This is a genomic window from Cyclobacterium lianum, from assembly GCF_900143075.1.
GTDB classification, from domain to species: Bacteria; Bacteroidota; Bacteroidia; order Cytophagales; family Cyclobacteriaceae; genus Cyclobacterium; species Cyclobacterium lianum.
Genome location: NZ_FRCY01000019.1, coordinates 69,316 through 86,382, shown reverse-complemented (window position 1 = coordinate 86,382; position 17,067 = coordinate 69,316). Strand labels below are relative to the sequence as shown.

Here is a 17,067-nt window from a genome sequence, read left to right as displayed (position 1 = left end):
TTGCCCAAGAGAATCCTTTTCCTTCCCAAATACACCAGAAAGGGCGCCAGCAGCCGGCTGAGAACCTACCAGTTCCTGCCACTCTGGTCCCATAAAAAGGTACAACTGACCATTTCCCCGTTTTTTACAGATACATACCTGGAACACATTTATGCAGGTAAAAAGCCGCCATACCTCCATGTATTGTCCTGCTATTGGAGAAGGCTTCTGGTGCTCCTCACCGCAGGCCGGTACGATCTGGTGATTATCGAAAAAGAATTGTTTCCCTACCTTCCAGCATTCCCTGAATGGCTGCTATGCCGACTAAAGGGCTATTGGGTAGATTACGACGACGCCGTTTTTCATAACTATGACCAGGGCAAATATGCAGTCATCTCCCGGTTAATGCCCCGCAAAATTGACCGGGTGATGAAATGGGCCGACCTGGTTACCGCCGGAAATGAATACCTGATATGCCGGGCAAGATCTGCAGGAGCCAAAAATATAGTCCCGATGCCAACCGTGATCGACCCCCTGCGTTACCGAAAAAAAGTCCATAAAAATAAGGCCACCGTCACCATCGGTTGGATAGGATCACCAAGCACCTTGAAATACCTGGATGCGGTAATCCCGGCTTTGGAAACACTGCATAAAAAGTATAAAATCATGGTTTTGCTGATCAATGGCAAAAACCATCCGCAGTTTTCCGGAAACCTTAAAACCATCCCCTGGACCGAAGCCGGTGAGGTGGATGCCTTGCTGCAGATAGATATCGGTATCATGCCGCTTCCCGATAATCCATGGGAAAGGGGAAAGTGTTCCTACAAACTCATCCAGTATATGGCCTGCGGGTTGCCGGTAGTGGCTTCTCCGGTTGGAATGAACAGGGAAGTAGTGCAGCATGTTGTCAATGGCTTTCTGGCAAATACACAGGAGGAATGGGTGGAATTCCTGGGTCAGCTGATAAGCGACTGGAAAATGCGTGAGGACTTCGGTACAAAAGGCTACGAGCTGGTCATGGGAAAATATACACTGGCTGCCAATTTTGAACGCATGTTGCATTCGGTGAAAATTTGAATGTTGTCGAAAAAATCCCTCCCGACTCTGGTCGGGACAGGCTCTTCCCCCTTAATTAAGGGGGATTTGCCTTATCTACATTTCTTGTGTCTGCTTAAAGGATAGTGCTTCCTGGCAAAATAACCGTTTTCTGGTATTGAACCATTGTTATTCACCTTTTGATAAAAAAGCGAGTTGCCGCATTCCCAACAACTTATGAATATCTTGTTTATCACCTGGGACTCTGATCAAACCAACTACCTGGAAAACCTGTTTTTTCCTATTTTCCGGGGCATTCAAAAAGAAACAGGCTGGCAGTTTCATGTGATGCAGTTTTCCTGGGCAGCACCCGGAGAGGTGCAACGGATTCAAGCGTTGGCAGAGCAAATGTCGGTCCGTTACCTGCATGTACCGGTCTACCGGCGCCCTTCAGCAGCCTTGGGTGCTTTACGTACCCTGACTAAAGGGGCGAAGGCCATCAGGGAATACCTGCAGAGGCAGCAAATAAACAGTTTGATGCCCCGGTCTACCATGCCGGCCATGATGGTCAATCGACTCCGCCGCTGGCTTGCCGACAAAAACATAGAAGTGATTTTTGATGCCGATGGTTTACCCATTCAGGAAAGAGTAGATTTTGCTGGCCTAAAACCCGGGAGCCTGCAATACCGCTGGTTGAAAAGAGCGGAAACAACCATGCTGATCCAGGCTGATAAAGTGTTGACAAGAACGGAAAAAGCCATTCAATCCCACCTTCAATCAAATCCGGTCTTGAGCCCATCAAAGTTTTACAAGGTGAGTAATGGCCGGGATTCCGTTTTTTTTAAACCGGATTCTGCCAAAAGGGCAAGGATCCGCAGGGAATTGGGCATGAAGGACCAAAGTCTGCTATGGATCTATTCCGGAAGTTTGGGGCCACCTTATCAACTGGAGGAAATGTTGAGGCTTTTTTGGGATCATTACCAATTCGATGCTGACAGCCGGATGCTGTTTCTGGTTCGAAATCAGCATACCCTGTCTGCTCAAATACCAGATTATCTCCGGAGACTGGTATGGATCAAGACGGTTCCATTTACCTGTATTCCTGATTACTATGCCGCAGGAGACCTGGGCCTCAGTTTGCGAAAACCAGCTCCCAGCCTGGCAGGACTGGCACCCATCAAGGTGGGGGAGTACCTTCTTTCCGGCTTGCCTGTCATTGCATCGGAAGGAATTGGGGACCTGGCCACTGATTTGGCGGAGAAGTCTGCCTGTTTTATATACAGGGCTAATGATGCAGCCTTGCATTCCTGGCTGAAAACCCTACATAAGCAATCCAAATCCGCAATCAGAAATGTGGGGACCCAATATTTTGGACTGGACCAAAGTGTAACAACTTATGTAAAGGCTTTGGAAGCGATATAGCACATGGAGGTTCTGGATGGGGTTTTCATTGCCGCGGTTGTTTTTTTGGTATGCTGGCTTACCAAAAGATGGTCGGGGACCCAGGCCTATTCCAACCGGGACACCAATTTTTTATTATTGCTGGGTGCTTACCACCTGACCCTGGCATTGGTTTTTAATGGGTACCTCCTTCATTATGGAGGTGATGGCATCAGGTACTGGGAGCTAAGTAGTCTTCCTTCCTCTGGTCCCGGGGACTGGTCCTCCTACTGGGGCACCGGTTCCGCCTTTATTCAATGGCTCAATTACCCTTTTTCCCAACTGGCGGGGTTAAGCTTGTTGTCCGGAAATCTGATGTATGCTGCCCTTTCGTTTTTGGGTTTTGTTGGGGCTTTCGAACTCCTCAAATTTAAGGAAAACAGAGGCAGCTGGATCCGGAAGTATGGCCTGCTGATCCTTTTTTTGCCCAATGTACATTTCTGGACGGCCGGAGTAGGTAAAGAGGCCTGGCTATTTGTATCGCTGGTGGCCGTACTTCTGGGTATAAAAAATTTTCGGTCCCGGGGCTGGCTGATCCTGGCAGGATTGCTCGTATCCCTCATGGTAAGACCCATACAGGGACTTGCTTTGACAGTAGGCGTTTTGGCAGTAATGCCCTTTCATCCATCATTGAAAGCGCACAAGCACCGACTGATACCCGCAGCAATAGTATTGATAGCCGGGGTTTTTGTCTATCGCTGGATACAGGGAAGTTTGGTGTATGGCTTTAACTTTCGATGGATAGGAATGATCATTGATTGGCAAAATGCCTTTTTGAGCTCCTTTGATGCTGAAAGCACTGTCCCCATGAAGGATTACAGCCTGCCCGAAAAAATCATGACTGCCTGGTTCAGGCCCTATCTGTGGGAGATCCGGGATTTCTGGACTTTTGCTGCTGCATTGGAAAACAGCTTCGTTTTGTTTGTTATTGTTTTGGGATTATTTTCAGCTATCAAAAGAAAAATGATCCTCAGCTTTCCCTTTTTTTATTGGCTTGTATTGATTTACGCATTGATCATGTCCGTCATTTTTATTCTGGCCCTCAATAATCTCGGTATTTTGATGCGCATGAAAAGTATTTTTACGCCATTTTTGCTTGCGTTTTTCCTGCATCCGCTAAAACCTAATCCGATTCCCAAGCCATGAACCAACCGGCATTTATAATATCGTTAGACTTCGAGCTCCATTGGGGTCGTTTTGATAAGGTTCCCCTGGCCGGCAATGAAGCATACTATCATCGAACAAAAGAACTTATCCCCGGCTTGCTTTCTCTTTTTGCCGAATATGAGATCGGAGCTACCTGGGCCACCGTAGGTATGCTGATGGCGGAGAATGCGGAAGAATGGGAGCATTTTAGCCCAAAAACACAGCCTCACTTTAAAAATCCGAAATATTCTGCCTACCATTGGTTCAGGTCGGGACCGGCAGACCAAAGCTGTCTTTTCGCGCCGGATCTGGTAAGACACATTATCCGCACTCCCCGGCAGGAGCTGGGAAGCCATACCTTTGCGCACTATTATACAAGGGTACTGGGGCCACCGCCTGGAAGCTTTACAGATGACCTGAAGGCCGCCAAACGCATAGCAATGGAGAAATTCGGGATTGAATTGCACTCCCTGGTCCTGCCCAGAAACCAGTACAATCCGGAAGTGTTACAGACTGCCTGGGAAATGGGTTTTCAGGCAATTCGTACCAATCCCTCAGATTGGTTCTGGAGATCACCGGAAAGGGAAGGGTACGTCAAAAAGAGTTTCCGGGCCGCCGACTCCTACTGGTCCCTGGGCAACAAAACCTCCTATTTGCCCGCATCCGGCAGGGCGGGTTGTTCCCGTTTGATTCCTGCATCCCGTTTTTTCCGCCCTTACCAGGAGAGAATGACCTGGATGAACCGCCTCAAACTGGAGCGCGTGAAACAGGAAATGACCGAAGCAGGCCGAAAGGGGGAAGTCTATCACCTCTGGTGGCATCCCCACAATCATGGAAATCACCCCAGAGAGAGTCTGGAAGAGGTCAGAATGCTCCTGGATCATTTTGCCGAATGCAGGGCTACTTATGGCATGCACTCCATGACTATGGCAGACATCGCCAGCCGAACTTCCTCCCTCCGGTGATTTTCCCGCCGTTCTCATTTTTTTATTTTTTTCCCGACGATTCGCTTCCTATAAAATTCTAAATTTCCCAGATATTATGTGTCCTTATTTGGATATTTTGGCAAAAGCTATTAATTAGCAGCAACTGTTGCTAAAATATTCGCTTGCGCTGTTATAAAACCCATAATGACCAGCAGCTCCTCGACTCGCTCAGAGAGCAGGCAGACCCTAAAGCCTTTGAGGCCATCTATGACAAGCATTTTGATGCCTTGTTTGTATATGTGTACAAAGTGATGCAAGACCGGGCCACCGCAGAAGACCTGGTGCAGAATGTTTTTTTTAGCCTTTGGAAAAATGCCGCCACATGTAAAGTGAAGGAATTGAAGCCCTATCTTTTCGGAGCAGCAAGATTGCAAATGGCAAAGGAGTTTAGGCGGAGTAAATGCAATGCGGCACAGTTGGAGTACCTCAGACAGATACAGGCCACACACAATACGGAAGAGTATCTGGCAGCAGAGGAGACCAGAAAGCGGGTGCTGCATGTCATTCAGGGCCTGCCTCAGAAATGCCGGCATGTTTTTGAAATGAGCCGGTTTGGGTTTTTGTCAAATCGGGAGATTGCCGGCAAGTTGGGCATTTCCGTTTTTACCGTCGAAAACCACATTAAAAAAGCGCTTTCCCATTTACGGCAGGCAATCGAGCTTTTTGTTTTGCTGGGGTACGGGCTCAGCTAGCTGGGATTTTTTCGAATTTCCATGCGCTTCCTGGTGCGGAAACTTTCCCCCGAATTTTATCCCGATAATTTGCCGGCTTCACCAATATGTATTTATTTTGATCCAGCTTAGCCGACCAACAAACATGAACCATTCAGAATATATCAAAAGCCTGGAGAATGAACAGATGCCGGAGGGGCTGTCTGTTTATTTGCAATCCCTTTGGTTAGATAAAAAAGGAGAATGGGATCGGGCCCACGGATTAATTGATTCCCTTCCCGGGGAAGATGCCGCCCGGCTGCATGCCTACCTGCACCGAAAAGAAGGAGACCTCTCCAATGCAGGCTATTGGTACAGCAGAGTAGGTACAGATAGGCCAGATAGTAGCCTGGATGAAGAATGGGATGAGCTGCTACGCTATTTTTTAGGAAAAGATGGCTCATGAACCCCTGCTCGATGGCCGGGAACGACGGTATTTGGTCCCGCTTTACTGAGCACTTCCACATCGTTTTTTAGTTAAATACAGTATTTGGGAATTAAAATCTACTTGAATGAAAATAGCATTGATTGCCCATGATGGGAAAAAAGCAGATATGGTACACTTCCTGAGCCGGTCAAAAGAAGCGCTGGAAGGCATTTCACTTGTGGCTACCGGTACCACCGGAATGCATATTGAGAAGTCGGGGTTTGAGGTAGAAAAACTATTGTCCGGTCCGCTGGGAGGGGATGCACAGATAGGCGCTTTGGTGGCACAAAAGGAACTGGATATGGTGATATTCTTCCGGGACCCTTTGGGAAAACATCCCCATGAGCCGGACGTTCAAATGCTGATGCGCATTTGCGATGTGCACAATGTTCCCCTGGCAACCAACCTGGCGGCGGCAGAATTGATGTTCAAAAATTTGAAATGAGGGCAATTAGCTACATATAATACATGACAAATCAACCTATTAATATAAAAAAAATTGGGGTGCTTACATCAGGCGGGGATGCTCCCGGGATGAATGCTGCCATCAGGGCGGTGGTCCGCGCCGGATTTTATTACAAATTGGAAGTATTCGGCATCTATCGCGGATACGAAGGCATGATCAATAATGATATCCGCAAACTGGAGAACAAATCCATTGCACACGTTTTGGAGCGGGGAGGTACTTTTTTAAAATCCGCCAGAAGTGAAGAGTTCAAGACGGTAGAGGGAAGGCAAAAAGCCTATGATAACCTGAAGAGCCATGGCATAGACGCCCTGGTGGTGATCGGTGGGGACGGATCACTTACCGGAGCCCATTTGTTTTACAAGGAGTTTGGCATACCGGCAGTGGGACTGCCCGGTACCATCGACAATGACCTTTTCGGCACAGATCTGACCATCGGATTTGATACAGCCTGCAATACGGCCATTGAAGCCATAGACAAAATTCGTGACACAGCCACTTCTCATGACCGCTTGTTTTTTGTGGAGGTGATGGGCAGGGATGCTGGTTTTATCGCCATCAATGCCGGAATTGGCAGTGCGGCTGCTGCGATCCTGATACCGGAAAAGAAATTTCCCGTAGAAAAACTGATCGATCGGCTGAAGTTCAGGGAAAAAGCTAAAAAGGAAAGTAATGTAGTGATCGTGGCAGAAGGCGGAAAAAGTGGGGGAGCGCAGGAAATATCGGAGAAGGTCAAAAAAATACTGCCTACCTACGATATCAAAGTAACCATCCTGGGACACCTTCAGCGTGGCGGTGCACCCTCTTCCTTCGACCGCATTCTGGCCAGCAAACTGGGTGTCTCTGCAGTGGAAGGGCTGTTGCAGGGCAAGTATGACGTGATGGTGGGTATCATCAACAACAAGATCGTATTTACCCCAATCAAACGGGCCATAGTGGATGACAAGCAGGTTGATGAGGAAGAATTAAGAATCGCAGGTATTTTGTCTACCTGATTTTATTGCCTGGTTTTAATGCACCATACAATTTTCCTGGATAGATCCCGGGAGACTGGCTTGATACCCAAAAAGTCTTTTTCCCGGGATTTTTTTGATGGTGTTTGAACAAATCTTCCTGATTACATTTTTCAAGATGGAATTGATATAAACCAATAGAAATTTTTTCTTTCTGTATCCAGTCAGAAATGAGAATGCCCTTACATTTCCTCAGTTTTGGCTAAATCCAGTGTTTTGGTAATGGTGTTTTTCAGAAGGGGCTAATTTCCAATTGAAGAGGTGTTGTGCCTGTCACAGTAGTTCATTGAGAGTGATTCGCTTTTTTTTCAGGGGATAGAAAAACCCCCTTGCCTTCCGGTATACCTGTGTTTTTGCAGGCAAAAATTTCCATTTACTACAAATTTTAAAGATATTGTACGCTTTACGTCAATTATCTTTTTCATTACCTCAATAAACCTATTTAACACATGAAAAAAAACATCCAGCATTTGCAACAGCGCCATTTTGATCGGGAAAGGCTAAAAAAACAAGCAAACGTATCTACCGGCACCCTAAACCCCGAGCCTGAAAATGATCGCCGGGCCTTTTTTAAAAAAGCAGCTTTAGGTGGCCTGAGTCTTGGAGGAATGATGATGATGCCTCTTGAGGACACCCTCGCGCATACGACCTCCCGGGTAAATCGCCTCTCCAACCCTTCTGAACTGAAAATAACAGACATGCGCATTGCTCAATACGGTAATGTGCCTTTACTGAAAATATACACCAATCAGGGCATACATGGTCTGGGAGATGTCAGGGATGGAGCCGATAAGCGCTATGCCCTGATGCTCAAAAGTAGGATTCTGGGGGAAAACCCCTGTAATGTAGAACGGATCTTCAAAAGGATTGAACAATTTGGCTGGCATGGCCGGCAGGGTGGGGGCGTATCCGGCGTAGAGATGGCCCTTTGGGACCTGGCAGGTAAGGCTTATGGCGTGCCCCTGTACCAACTGATGGGTGGAAAATTCCGGGACAAGGTGCGGATCTACGTAGATACCCCCACCGTACAGGACCCGGACGAATTTGCCAATAAAATGAAGGAAAGGGTGGATATGGGTTTTACCATGCTCAAAATGGATATCGGCATTGGTCTGATCAAGGATGAAAAGGACACCCTGACCAACAAATCTCCCTGGGGGCCTATGCGTGGCTGGTCAGACCAGGATGTGATGAGCTACACCCAGACCCCGCACCAGTTTACCCATGTGCAGATCACGCCGAAGGGCCTGGAAAGAATGGTGGAATATGCGGCAAAGGCAAGGGAAAAAGTCGGTTATGAAATCCCCCTGGCCATAGACCACTTTGGACATATGGGCTATAATGAAATGATCAAACTGGCAGAAGCATTTGAACCCTACAATATTGCCTGGCTGGAGGACCTGATTCCCTGGCAGAATACCGAACAGTGGAAGCGGATCACTGAGTCCATTACCACCCCAACACTCACCGGTGAAGACGCCTATCACAAAAAGAATTTCAAGGATTTGATAGAAAACAGGGCAGTAGACCTGGTACACCCTGATCCAGGGAGTGCCGGCGGTTACCTGCAGACCAAAAAAATCGGCGACTATGCAGAAGAATACGGTATAGGGATGGCATTGCACCATGCGGCCTCTCCGATCACCTTCATGGGTACCGTCCATGCGGCTGCTGCTACCTATAATTTCATTGGCCTGGAACACCATTCTGTAGACAATCCCTGGTGGGAAGACCTGGTGGTCGGTGCCGATGGACCTCTGGTAAAGGACGGATATGTGACCGTGTCTGAAGCTCCCGGCATAGGTCTGGAATTGAATGAAGACGAGGTAAAGAAAAGATTGAGGGAGGGAGAGCAGTTTTTTGCACCTACCGACGATTGGAACGAAATTCGCTCCTGGGACAGGACCTGGAGTTGATACAAAAAAGCCCGGCAACAAGCACCGGGCTTTTTTCTTTCCTCTTTAATGTTTATTTTTATCGGCAACGCATTAATGCTTATCAGGTAACCGAAAATGAGTCAATCCAAAGAAATCTTTTCCATCCTTCTCCAACTGGCCGTGGCCGGCCTGGTCGTCATTTTTACTGCCTATCTTTTGCCCGGTATACAGGTGGATGATTGGATAACCGGTGTGATTATCGCTGCCCTGCTGGCCCTGTTGAACATCACGATCAAACCCATATTGATCTTCCTGACCATCCCCATTACCATAGTCACCCTGGGCTTGTTTCTGTTGGTGATCAATGCAGTATTGGTGCTGATAGCGGCCAGTATTGTCAATGGATTTACTGTAGACAGCTTTTGGTGGGCCTTGCTTTTTAGCCTGGTATTGTCCCTGGTCAATTCCATTCTGGGCATCTCTCTGGGCAGCGGCTTTCGCAGATGATGAACGCGTAGAATTTACTCAGGAAAACTCTGAGAAATCTGCAGGAACAGACCGGTCTTTGATCCTTCTGTAATAAACCGGAGGCTGGTCCCTGACCTGCAAAGCATGCGGTTTGCCGTTTCTCCTCGGAACCTCTACCAACAATATATATTTCTCTTCCAGAAGTAAAGGGTCATTTGGATGTTGCTGCTGCAATTCAAATACCTCGAAGCGGATCGGTATCGCAGGGTAGCAATACTTCCTTACGGCCTCCCGGACCATAAACATTTCCTCTTCCGGGTCTATCCCGATGATATGCCTGGCGTCAGACACTCCTATAATGATCGTACCTCCCTCCGTATTTGCAAAAGCCAAAATGGTTTTTGCAATTTTCTGTTGATTGCTGACGTTTTGTTTGTAGTCCAAATCCTGTCCCTCTGATTTTGCAAGCAAATTTTTTAACCGATCATTGTTTTTTTTGGGAGAAAACATTTTTTTAAAAGGTAAAAGATTGTAAATTATAGTAGTGTTAGTATGAGTAATAGTAATTTTTCATTTAATTGTAAATAAAAACAGCTATAAACGTTTCAACAATACAGCTTATCGTCAAAATGGAATATAGAAATGAAGGTTTTTCCCCTGAAACCATAGCCAACTTAAGAAAAGAATTAGAACAATCCGGTAAATCATTCAAAATTGTTCCCAGCGAAGACAATTCCGCGGAATTTGTCAATTTTTACTTTATTGGTAAGTATGAAGGTAGAGATGTCATCTATGATGCGGCCTTGTATACCCTCAGGTTGCACTACCAAAGTGAGCTGTTTGAATTGGCCGAACACGAGGCGGCCAAGAAATTTCCGGATTACCATGGCATTTCCTATGAGGAGGACGAAAATGGAAATCTCAAACCATTGAAGGCAGACGAAGAGGAGGTAGGTTTATTTATCACAGAGCTGATCATGGAAATGGAGGAAGAGGAAACGGTAAAGGTTCAGGAGTTTGTGGACCTGGACACCCATCATGATTATGGCATTGGGCTGGATGCAGCACTCAACCTGGACAGCATAGACGAATCGGTCATCCACAAATTTGTCAGCGAATTCAACAAAGACAGCCTAAGGCTGGACGATACATTCTATACTTTCCAATCCGAAGAAGAAGAGGATGAGATTTAGTTTTATTTATCTCCAGTTATACCCAACATTTCTTATCGCTGATAGTTTTTAGACCATGCTGAAAGTTGCCTGGTCTGAAATTTATGCACACCCTTTGCCCGAAGGACATCGTTTTCCTATGGAGAAATATGAATTGCTTCCTGAGCAGTTGTGCTATGAAGGTACCCTGAGCAGCGAAAATTTCTTTGCTCCCGATAGGGCACAAAAGAAGTGGATCCTGGAGGTACATGAGGAAGCCTACCTGAAAAAGCTGACTTCTTTGAGCCTCAGCAGTTCGGAAATCAGGCGTACCGGTTTTCCCCTGAGTCAGGCCTTGGTTGACAGAGAGATCCACATCATGCAGGGCTCCATAATGGCGGCAGTGAATGCCCTGGAAGCAGGCATAGGCATGAATATCGCCGGCGGTACCCACCATGCCTTCAGCGATAGGGGCGAAGGATTTTGTCTGCTAAACGACATTGCCATCACCGCAGCGCACCTGATCCGGGCCCATGGAATACAAAAGGTGTTGGTAATAGATCTGGATGTCCATCAGGGAAATGGTACAGCAAGCATTTTTGAAAATAATCCAAAGGTGTTTACCTTCAGCATGCATGGCGCGCACAATTATCCGCTTCAAAAGGAAAAATCAGACCTGGATATTCCCCTGAAAGACCATACCGGAGACGACAGCTACCTGAACCTGCTAAAGCAAAATCTTCCGGCATTACTGGATACCGTCGAACCAGACTTTATTATTTTTCAGTCTGGGGTGGATGTGTTGGCCACGGATAAGCTTGGCCGTCTGGGCATGAGTATTCAGGGTTGCAGGGAAAGGGACCGTCTGGTGCTGGACGCTGCCAAACGCAATCAGATACCCATTATGTGTTGCATGGGAGGAGGCTATGCCAGAAAAATAAATGACATCATTGAAGCCCATGCCAATACTTTCCGCCTTGCCCGGGAAATTTTCTTTTGAAACAGTAAAAACGATACCGTCTGACAAAATGAGTGATTTGAAAAAAAAGTGGTTGATTTTTGCAGTATCGGGGCTGCTGTTGATGGGCTCCGGCCTGAGTATTTTTGGAGAATCCCTGCTGCTGAAATGGGATGAGCAACCGTTTACAGACTGGTTTCTCTGGGGAACCGCCTCCCTGGTCGTCTTCAATGCCGGGGTATCCTTGTTTGGAAAGGCGGTAATTTACCGCTTTCGAATGGAAAATGAGGTGAAAAGGTAGGATTGATGGGGCCATTTGGCCTTTGATCGCTTCCCAAATGATGGGTTTTTCCATTCAGCTTGCAAAGCAGTTTCTGCATGCAATTCGAAAGCACCTAAACGGCTCTTGGTTATTTAAAGGATTAATTGGCACTGTAGAATTTGTAAAAGCATAAGAATCCTTATATTTGCCCCGAATAATATTAAAACCATAGCAAGTGAGAAATTTAACTAGAATAATCAGCACATTAGTTGTTTTGGGATGGATCGGCGGGGCATGCAATTCGCCTGCTCCCGAGGGAGAAGTCTCCAATATAGCAGATGAGGTGAACATTGCAGATCTGAAAGTAGCCTACATCGTTACGGACAGTGTCATCAATAATTTTGAGTTTTTCAAAGAGAAATCAGCTGAAATAGCTGAAAAGGGTAAGAAATACGAGGGAGAGCTGACCAACAGGGCCAGGGGCTTTGAGCAGGAGGTACAGAATTTTCAAAATTCTGCTTCTTCCATGACCATGAATCAGGCCCGTGCCAAGGAAGAGGAGTTGGTGACCAAAGAGAGAAATCTGGTAGCCTACCGGGAAAATATCATGCAGGAGTTGTCGGCTGACGAGACGAAGCTTTACAACGATGTGTACGACATGATCCAGGAGTACCTGAATGAATACGCCGCTGAGAATGACCTGGAAATGATCCTGTCTTACACCAGAGGTGGTGGAGTATGGTATGCCAACAAAACACTGGATATCACCGATTCTGTGATCATGGGGATCAATGAAGACTATAAAGAGGGCGAAACCGAAGAACCGGCGGCTGCTCCGGCAGCAGAAGAGCCCGCAGAGGAGGAGGAATAAATCAAATCCTTCTTCAGAAATACAAGGCCCGGATCAACCGGGCTTTTTTGTTTTTGGCTTGAATTTGGAATTTGCACATGCTATCTTGAACCCGGTATTGCATCGTACATTGTCATGATTAGCACAAAATCCCGCGAATTGAGAGATTGCAGGCCAATCAGTCAGTCCGGAGAATGAGGCTGACTTTATTGTTGTGAAACCGACAATGCCTGCACAAGGCTGATTTTGATCGAATTCAAGCGTTCAATAGAAAGGCAAATACATAGCCCGGCATGAATGAATGAAAAAAAGTGTTCGAAATGCCCGGAGTTCAGGTAAAATATATCAATCTTAACCAAGCAAAATGGAAATAACTAATTTTCTCAAGCACCATTACAGGCATTTTAACGCAGCCGCATTGATAGATGCAGCCGAAGCGTACAAGTCCCACCTGGATAACAATGGCAAAATGATGGTAACCCTGGCAGGAGCCATGTCTACGGCAGAACTGGGCATTTCCCTGGCGGAAATGATTCGCCAGGATAAAGTTCAGATCATTACCTGCACCGGCGCCAACCTGGAAGAGGATGTATTCAATCTGGTAGCACATGATTTTTATGAAAGAATCCCGCAATACCGGGAACTGTCCCCCGAACAGGAACAGGATTTGCTAAACCGACACATGAACCGGGTCACCGATACCTGTATACCTGAAATGGAAGCCATGAGAAGGATCGAGGATGTAATCCTGGAAGAATGGCAGCAGGCCGATAAGGCCGGAGAGCAATACTTTCCCCATGAGTTTTTTTACAAGATTTTGCTGTCTGGCAAGCTTGAAAAAGATTACCAGATCGATCCAAAAAATAGCTGGTTGATGGAAGCAGCAAAAAAGAACATCCCCATCATCGTACCGGGATGGGAAGACTCTACCCTTGGAAACATGTATGCAGGGCACTGTATTTCAGGTGATATCAGAGACGTCCATACCGTCAGGGGAGGCATACAATACATGATCTACCTGGCAGACTGGTATACCGAGAATGCCCGTGAAGAAAGCAAGGTAGGCTTCTTTCAGATTGGTGGAGGGATAGCGGGCGACTTCCCCATCTGTGTGGTCCCCATGTTGCATCAGGACCTGCAACGAGAGGGCATACCCCTCTGGGGATACTTCTGCCAGATATCCGATAGCACCACTTCCTATGGATCTTATTCAGGAGCGGTGCCCAACGAAAAGATCACCTGGGGTAAACTGGGACTCGAAACACCTAAGTTTATCATTGAGTCAGACGCAACCATTGTTGCGCCTCTGGTCTTCGCCATTGTTCTTGGCCAATAGAGTATAGTCAATAAATTGCGCCAGCAGGTAACATACAGGCATGATATTGGCGACACATTGAGGGATGATTATAAATCAGGCGACCCGCTGACCGGCATCATCCTGGAGGATATGTGGCCGCAAAAATAAACGATTCCAAACATATGAAGCTAAGCCCAGGTCTTATCGGCAAAGCAAGTGTCATCCTGGCACTTGCTTGTTGTTACGCTCTGCCTTTACCGGCTCAGGTGGACGTTTCCAAAGTACATCAGGTTTTTTCATTGGACTACGATGAGCAACAGCCTTTGATAGGTCCGGATGGAAGGCTTTTTTTTTCATTGGCCTATCATCCCCAAAACAATGGAGGCGAGGAGGATCCGGGTGATATTTGGGTAGGGGAGGAGAAGGCCGATTCCTTTGGTACCCCCGTGAGGATACCAGAACTTTCTACACCCCACCATGACTTGTTGATTGGCTTTATTCACCCGGATACCCTATTGGTATACCACCAGAATTTTCAGAACCAGCAAGCTGTCTACAGCTACTTCCGTGCCGGGTCTGAGTGGCAGAGAGGGGAAGCGCAGGTATTTCCGGGATTTAAGGTAAACGGAAGCCGGTTCAGCGCCCGGCTGGACGCCTCCGGATCCATCATGATCTTGTCTATGGATTCCTTTGGTTCTTATGGCAACGAAGATATATATGTTTCTTTTCGCCAGGGAAATTCCTGGAGCAGACCACTGAATCTGGGCTCCGGTATCAATACCGCTATGCAGGAGTTGAGCCCCTTTCTTTCGGCTGACGGCCGCAGGCTCTATTACTCTACCAACGCAGGAGGGGGTTCCAAGCCCATGGCGGTATATTTTAGCCGGCGTATAGGGGCTGGGTGGAGGCAATGGTCCACGCCCAGCCGGCTGGATTTAGCCCCAATGGAGGGCTTTGACCTTTTTTATACACCGGATCCGGCAAATGACCGGGCCTTTTTTACCAATACCCACACCAGCGATGGGTATGGAGAAATCCTGATGCTGGGTGAATTCAAGCCAGAGGCAATTATCGAACCGGGAATAGCCCCATTGAGCCAACCTCCAGGCGAGGCCGATACCGCAGGGGAACGGGTACCAGAAATTGCCGCCACAACAGAGCCTGCGGAGGCAGCTCCCGAAATCAGAACCTCATTTGAGGCCCTTAATGCGGGCGGCTCCGTTATCCTGGACAGGCTCTTGTTCCGGAGGGGCAGCACCGCGCTCGCAGACAGCAGCGGCATGGCGCAACTGGAGGACCTGGCGGCATTTCTATCGGCACGCCCGGAGACCCATATTTCAGTAGAAGGACATACGGATAACTACGGTAGTGCTAGATTAAATGAACGCCTGTCTCTTGATCGGGCCCGGAAAGTCAGGGAGCTCCTGCTCGATATGGGCGTAGCAGAGGATAAGATCAGGGTAAATGGCTGGGGAGGCAGCAGACCTATCGCTCCCAACAACACCGCTGGTGGAAGGGCTAAAAACCGGCGCGTCGAAATAAAAGTGCTCGATCAATAAGGCATTTTTGTCGTTCGTCAAATTCAGGCATCCGTGCCGGTAGCTGGTAAAAAGAGGAGCTGTCCCGGAATCTATTTCCTGAAGTAGCTGTCTAAACCGGTAAACAGGGAATAGATAGGATAGCCATTTTCGTTAAAAATGCCGGAATATGATTACTTTTATCCACAATGATGCTTCCGAAAATCATAACAGGTTTCCTCAAGCCGGGCTACAAGCTGCTTGCTGACCAATAAGGAATAATTAAAACTATACAGATATGAAAAACAGACCGGATCTTTCGACCCGACCTTGGGTTAGCCTCTGGCTTCTCCTGCTTTCCCTTACCTGGTCATGCAAGCAGGGAACTGAGTCAACGGCCTCAGAGCAGGACCCAGATTTGCCTGCTCACAAATCCTGGGAAATGGTTCCCTTCGTCAAGATGGATGAGTTCAATCCGGTATTGCTTCCCGGAGACCTTACCTTTACCTGCCCGATTTTGGGAGAGCCGGTAAGCTGGGAAGAAAAGGATGTTTTTAACCCCGCAGCGCTGGTACGGGACGGAAAAGTCAATCTCCTGTACCGGGCAGAAGATAGCATTGGAAGTAACAACGGGACTTCAAGGTTGGGTCTCGCCCTGAGTGAGGACGGATTACATTTTGACAAGCTGCCGGAACCCGTTTTTTATCCTGAAAATGACAGCCTGAAGCCTCTTGAGTGGGATGGAGGGGTAGAGGATCCGCGGATCGTCGAAGATGAAGGAGGCAGGTACATCATGACCTATACGAGCTATGATGGTACAGTAGCCAGGCTTATGCTGGCCACATCTGATGATTTGAAAAATTGGGACAAATATGGCCGCGTACTCAGGGGTGAATTTAAGGATACCTGGTCAAAAGCGGGTGCCATTGTGGGCAAGAGACAGGGCGACAAGATTGTAGCCAGCAAAATTGCCGGAAAATACTGGATGTACTTTGGGGACACCGATCTCTTTTTGGCCAGTTCCCCGGATCTGATACACTGGGAGCCGCTCACAGAGAATGGAGCGCTCAAACCTGTCATGCATCCCCGGCCCGGGTATTTTGATAGCAGACTGGTAGAATCCGGGCCCTATGCCCTTTTGCGGGAAGAGGGTATTTTGCTCTTGTACAACGGTATGAATCTGGGAGAGGGAGAAGATCGGGATCCCAACCTGGAGCCCGGCGCATATTCTGCGGGTCAGGCGCTGTTTGATGCCACAGATCCTTCGAGGCTGATAGACCGCTCGGAAAGCTATTTCATGACACCTGAAAAACCCTATGAGATCGAGGGACAGATCGATCTGGTTTGCTTTATTGAAGGCATGGTGCCCTTTGAGGGTAAGTGGTATTTGTATTACGGTACGGCAGATTCCAAAATTGCCGTCGCGGTCTATGAAGAATAAAAAAACCCGGTTGATGTTTTCTTCACACATTCAACCGGGCTACC

General features: G+C 47.5%; 18 protein-coding genes. 17 read left to right on the top strand and 1 reads right to left on the bottom strand.

Annotated features, from left to right (window positions below; all coding sequences use genetic code 11):
* From BUB19_RS21545 to BUB19_RS21500, 10 genes are all read left to right on the top strand, one after another.
* Positions 1 to 1,056, top strand: a complete 1,056-nt coding sequence (locus BUB19_RS21545; RefSeq protein WP_073097714.1) for a glycosyltransferase family 4 protein — start codon at positions 1 to 3, stop codon at positions 1,054 to 1,056.
* A 195-nt stretch (positions 1,057 to 1,251) separates the two neighbouring features.
* Positions 1,252 to 2,436: a glycosyltransferase gene (locus BUB19_RS21540; RefSeq protein WP_073097667.1), complete on the top strand. Its 1,185-nt coding sequence runs from the start codon at positions 1,252 to 1,254 to the stop codon at positions 2,434 to 2,436.
* 3 nt (positions 2,437 to 2,439) lie between these two features.
* Positions 2,440 to 3,600, top strand: coding sequence for a hypothetical protein (locus tag BUB19_RS21535; RefSeq protein ID WP_073097666.1), 1,161 nt, complete (start codon positions 2,440 to 2,442; stop codon positions 3,598 to 3,600).
* A complete protein-coding gene (locus tag BUB19_RS21530; RefSeq protein ID WP_073097664.1) occupies positions 3,597 to 4,565 on the top strand; it encodes a polysaccharide deacetylase family protein in 969 nt (322 codons plus the stop codon). The genes BUB19_RS21535 and BUB19_RS21530 overlap by 4 nt, the downstream gene beginning before the upstream one ends.
* Positions 4,566 to 4,708: 143 nt before the next feature.
* Positions 4,709 to 5,278: an RNA polymerase sigma factor gene (locus BUB19_RS21525; protein ID WP_073097663.1), complete on the top strand. Its 570-nt coding sequence runs from the start codon at positions 4,709 to 4,711 to the stop codon at positions 5,276 to 5,278.
* 124 nt (positions 5,279 to 5,402) lie between these two features.
* Positions 5,403 to 5,702, top strand: a complete 300-nt coding sequence (locus BUB19_RS21520) for a hypothetical protein (protein WP_073097662.1) — start codon at positions 5,403 to 5,405, stop codon at positions 5,700 to 5,702.
* A 106-nt stretch (positions 5,703 to 5,808) separates the two neighbouring features.
* Positions 5,809 to 6,168 (top strand): methylglyoxal synthase, encoded by a 360-nt coding sequence (locus tag BUB19_RS21515; RefSeq protein WP_073097661.1) that lies wholly within the window; start codon positions 5,809 to 5,811, stop codon positions 6,166 to 6,168.
* 23 nt (positions 6,169 to 6,191) lie between these two features.
* Positions 6,192 to 7,184 (top strand): 6-phosphofructokinase, encoded by a 993-nt coding sequence (gene pfkA, locus BUB19_RS21510; RefSeq protein WP_073097659.1) that lies wholly within the window; start codon positions 6,192 to 6,194, stop codon positions 7,182 to 7,184.
* Between the two features lie 467 nt (positions 7,185 to 7,651).
* Positions 7,652 to 9,118 carry a mandelate racemase/muconate lactonizing enzyme family protein gene (locus tag BUB19_RS21505; RefSeq protein WP_073097658.1) on the top strand — a complete coding sequence of 489 codons (1,467 nt, stop codon included), beginning with the start codon at positions 7,652 to 7,654 and terminating at the stop codon, positions 9,116 to 9,118.
* Positions 9,119 to 9,214: 96 nt separating this feature from the next.
* Complete coding sequence (locus BUB19_RS21500) at positions 9,215 to 9,586, top strand: phage holin family protein (protein ID WP_073097656.1); 372 nt, start codon at positions 9,215 to 9,217, stop codon at positions 9,584 to 9,586.
* A gap of 18 nt (positions 9,587 to 9,604) precedes the next feature.
* Here the strand turns inward: BUB19_RS21500 and BUB19_RS21495 are convergent, their stop codons facing one another.
* Positions 9,605 to 10,018, bottom strand: a complete 414-nt coding sequence (locus BUB19_RS21495; RefSeq protein WP_178371547.1) for an AlbA family DNA-binding domain-containing protein — start codon at positions 10,016 to 10,018, stop codon at positions 9,605 to 9,607.
* A 158-nt stretch (positions 10,019 to 10,176) separates the two neighbouring features.
* Between BUB19_RS21495 and BUB19_RS21490 the strand changes: the two genes are divergently transcribed.
* The 7 genes from BUB19_RS21490 to BUB19_RS21460 all read left to right on the top strand — a co-directional run bounded on the left by BUB19_RS21490 (position 10,177) and on the right by BUB19_RS21460 (position 17,023).
* Positions 10,177 to 10,740, top strand: a complete 564-nt coding sequence (locus BUB19_RS21490) for a hypothetical protein (RefSeq protein WP_073097652.1) — start codon at positions 10,177 to 10,179, stop codon at positions 10,738 to 10,740.
* A gap of 55 nt (positions 10,741 to 10,795) precedes the next feature.
* Entirely contained in the window at positions 10,796 to 11,698 is a 903-nt protein-coding gene (locus tag BUB19_RS21485; protein WP_073097651.1) for a histone deacetylase family protein, read from the top strand.
* A 28-nt stretch (positions 11,699 to 11,726) separates the two neighbouring features.
* Complete coding sequence (locus BUB19_RS21480) at positions 11,727 to 11,957, top strand: hypothetical protein (RefSeq protein ID WP_073097649.1); 231 nt, start codon at positions 11,727 to 11,729, stop codon at positions 11,955 to 11,957.
* A 196-nt stretch (positions 11,958 to 12,153) separates the two neighbouring features.
* Positions 12,154 to 12,789 carry an OmpH/Skp family outer membrane protein gene (locus tag BUB19_RS21475; protein ID WP_073097647.1) on the top strand — a complete coding sequence of 212 codons (636 nt, stop codon included), beginning with the start codon at positions 12,154 to 12,156 and terminating at the stop codon, positions 12,787 to 12,789.
* Between the two features lie 343 nt (positions 12,790 to 13,132).
* Complete coding sequence (locus tag BUB19_RS21470) at positions 13,133 to 14,104, top strand: deoxyhypusine synthase family protein (protein WP_073097646.1); 972 nt, start codon at positions 13,133 to 13,135, stop codon at positions 14,102 to 14,104.
* 143 nt (positions 14,105 to 14,247) lie between these two features.
* Positions 14,248 to 15,624 carry an OmpA family protein gene (locus tag BUB19_RS21465; RefSeq protein ID WP_073097645.1) on the top strand — a complete coding sequence of 459 codons (1,377 nt, stop codon included), beginning with the start codon at positions 14,248 to 14,250 and terminating at the stop codon, positions 15,622 to 15,624.
* A gap of 256 nt (positions 15,625 to 15,880) precedes the next feature.
* Positions 15,881 to 17,023, top strand: a complete 1,143-nt coding sequence (locus BUB19_RS21460; protein ID WP_084097536.1) for a glycoside hydrolase family 130 protein — start codon at positions 15,881 to 15,883, stop codon at positions 17,021 to 17,023.
* Positions 17,024 to 17,067: the final 44 nt, after the last annotated feature.

Bases quoted from the DNA above. Each gene is read 5' to 3' on its own strand.
- BUB19_RS21540 (WP_073097667.1), top strand. From the start codon at position 1,252: ATGAATATCTTGTTTATCACCTGGGACTCTGATCAAACCAACTACCTG.
- BUB19_RS21535 (WP_073097666.1), top strand. From the start codon at position 2,440: ATGGAGGTTCTGGATGGGGTTTTCATTGCCGCGGTTGTTTTTTTGGTA.
- BUB19_RS21530 (WP_073097664.1), top strand. From the start codon at position 3,597: ATGAACCAACCGGCATTTATAATATCGTTAGACTTCGAGCTCCATTGG.
- BUB19_RS21520 (WP_073097662.1), top strand. From the start codon at position 5,403: ATGAACCATTCAGAATATATCAAAAGCCTGGAGAATGAACAGATGCCG.
- BUB19_RS21515 (WP_073097661.1), top strand. From the start codon at position 5,809: ATGAAAATAGCATTGATTGCCCATGATGGGAAAAAAGCAGATATGGTA.
- pfkA (WP_073097659.1), top strand. From the start codon at position 6,192: ATGACAAATCAACCTATTAATATAAAAAAAATTGGGGTGCTTACATCA.
- BUB19_RS21505 (WP_073097658.1), top strand. From the start codon at position 7,652: ATGAAAAAAAACATCCAGCATTTGCAACAGCGCCATTTTGATCGGGAA.
- BUB19_RS21500 (WP_073097656.1), top strand. From the start codon at position 9,215: ATGAGTCAATCCAAAGAAATCTTTTCCATCCTTCTCCAACTGGCCGTG.
- BUB19_RS21490 (WP_073097652.1), top strand. From the start codon at position 10,177: ATGGAATATAGAAATGAAGGTTTTTCCCCTGAAACCATAGCCAACTTA.
- BUB19_RS21485 (WP_073097651.1), top strand. From the start codon at position 10,796: ATGCTGAAAGTTGCCTGGTCTGAAATTTATGCACACCCTTTGCCCGAA.
- BUB19_RS21480 (WP_073097649.1), top strand. From the start codon at position 11,727: ATGAGTGATTTGAAAAAAAAGTGGTTGATTTTTGCAGTATCGGGGCTG.
- BUB19_RS21470 (WP_073097646.1), top strand. From the start codon at position 13,133: ATGGAAATAACTAATTTTCTCAAGCACCATTACAGGCATTTTAACGCA.
- BUB19_RS21465 (WP_073097645.1), top strand. From the start codon at position 14,248: ATGAAGCTAAGCCCAGGTCTTATCGGCAAAGCAAGTGTCATCCTGGCA.
- BUB19_RS21460 (WP_084097536.1), top strand. From the start codon at position 15,881: ATGAAAAACAGACCGGATCTTTCGACCCGACCTTGGGTTAGCCTCTGG.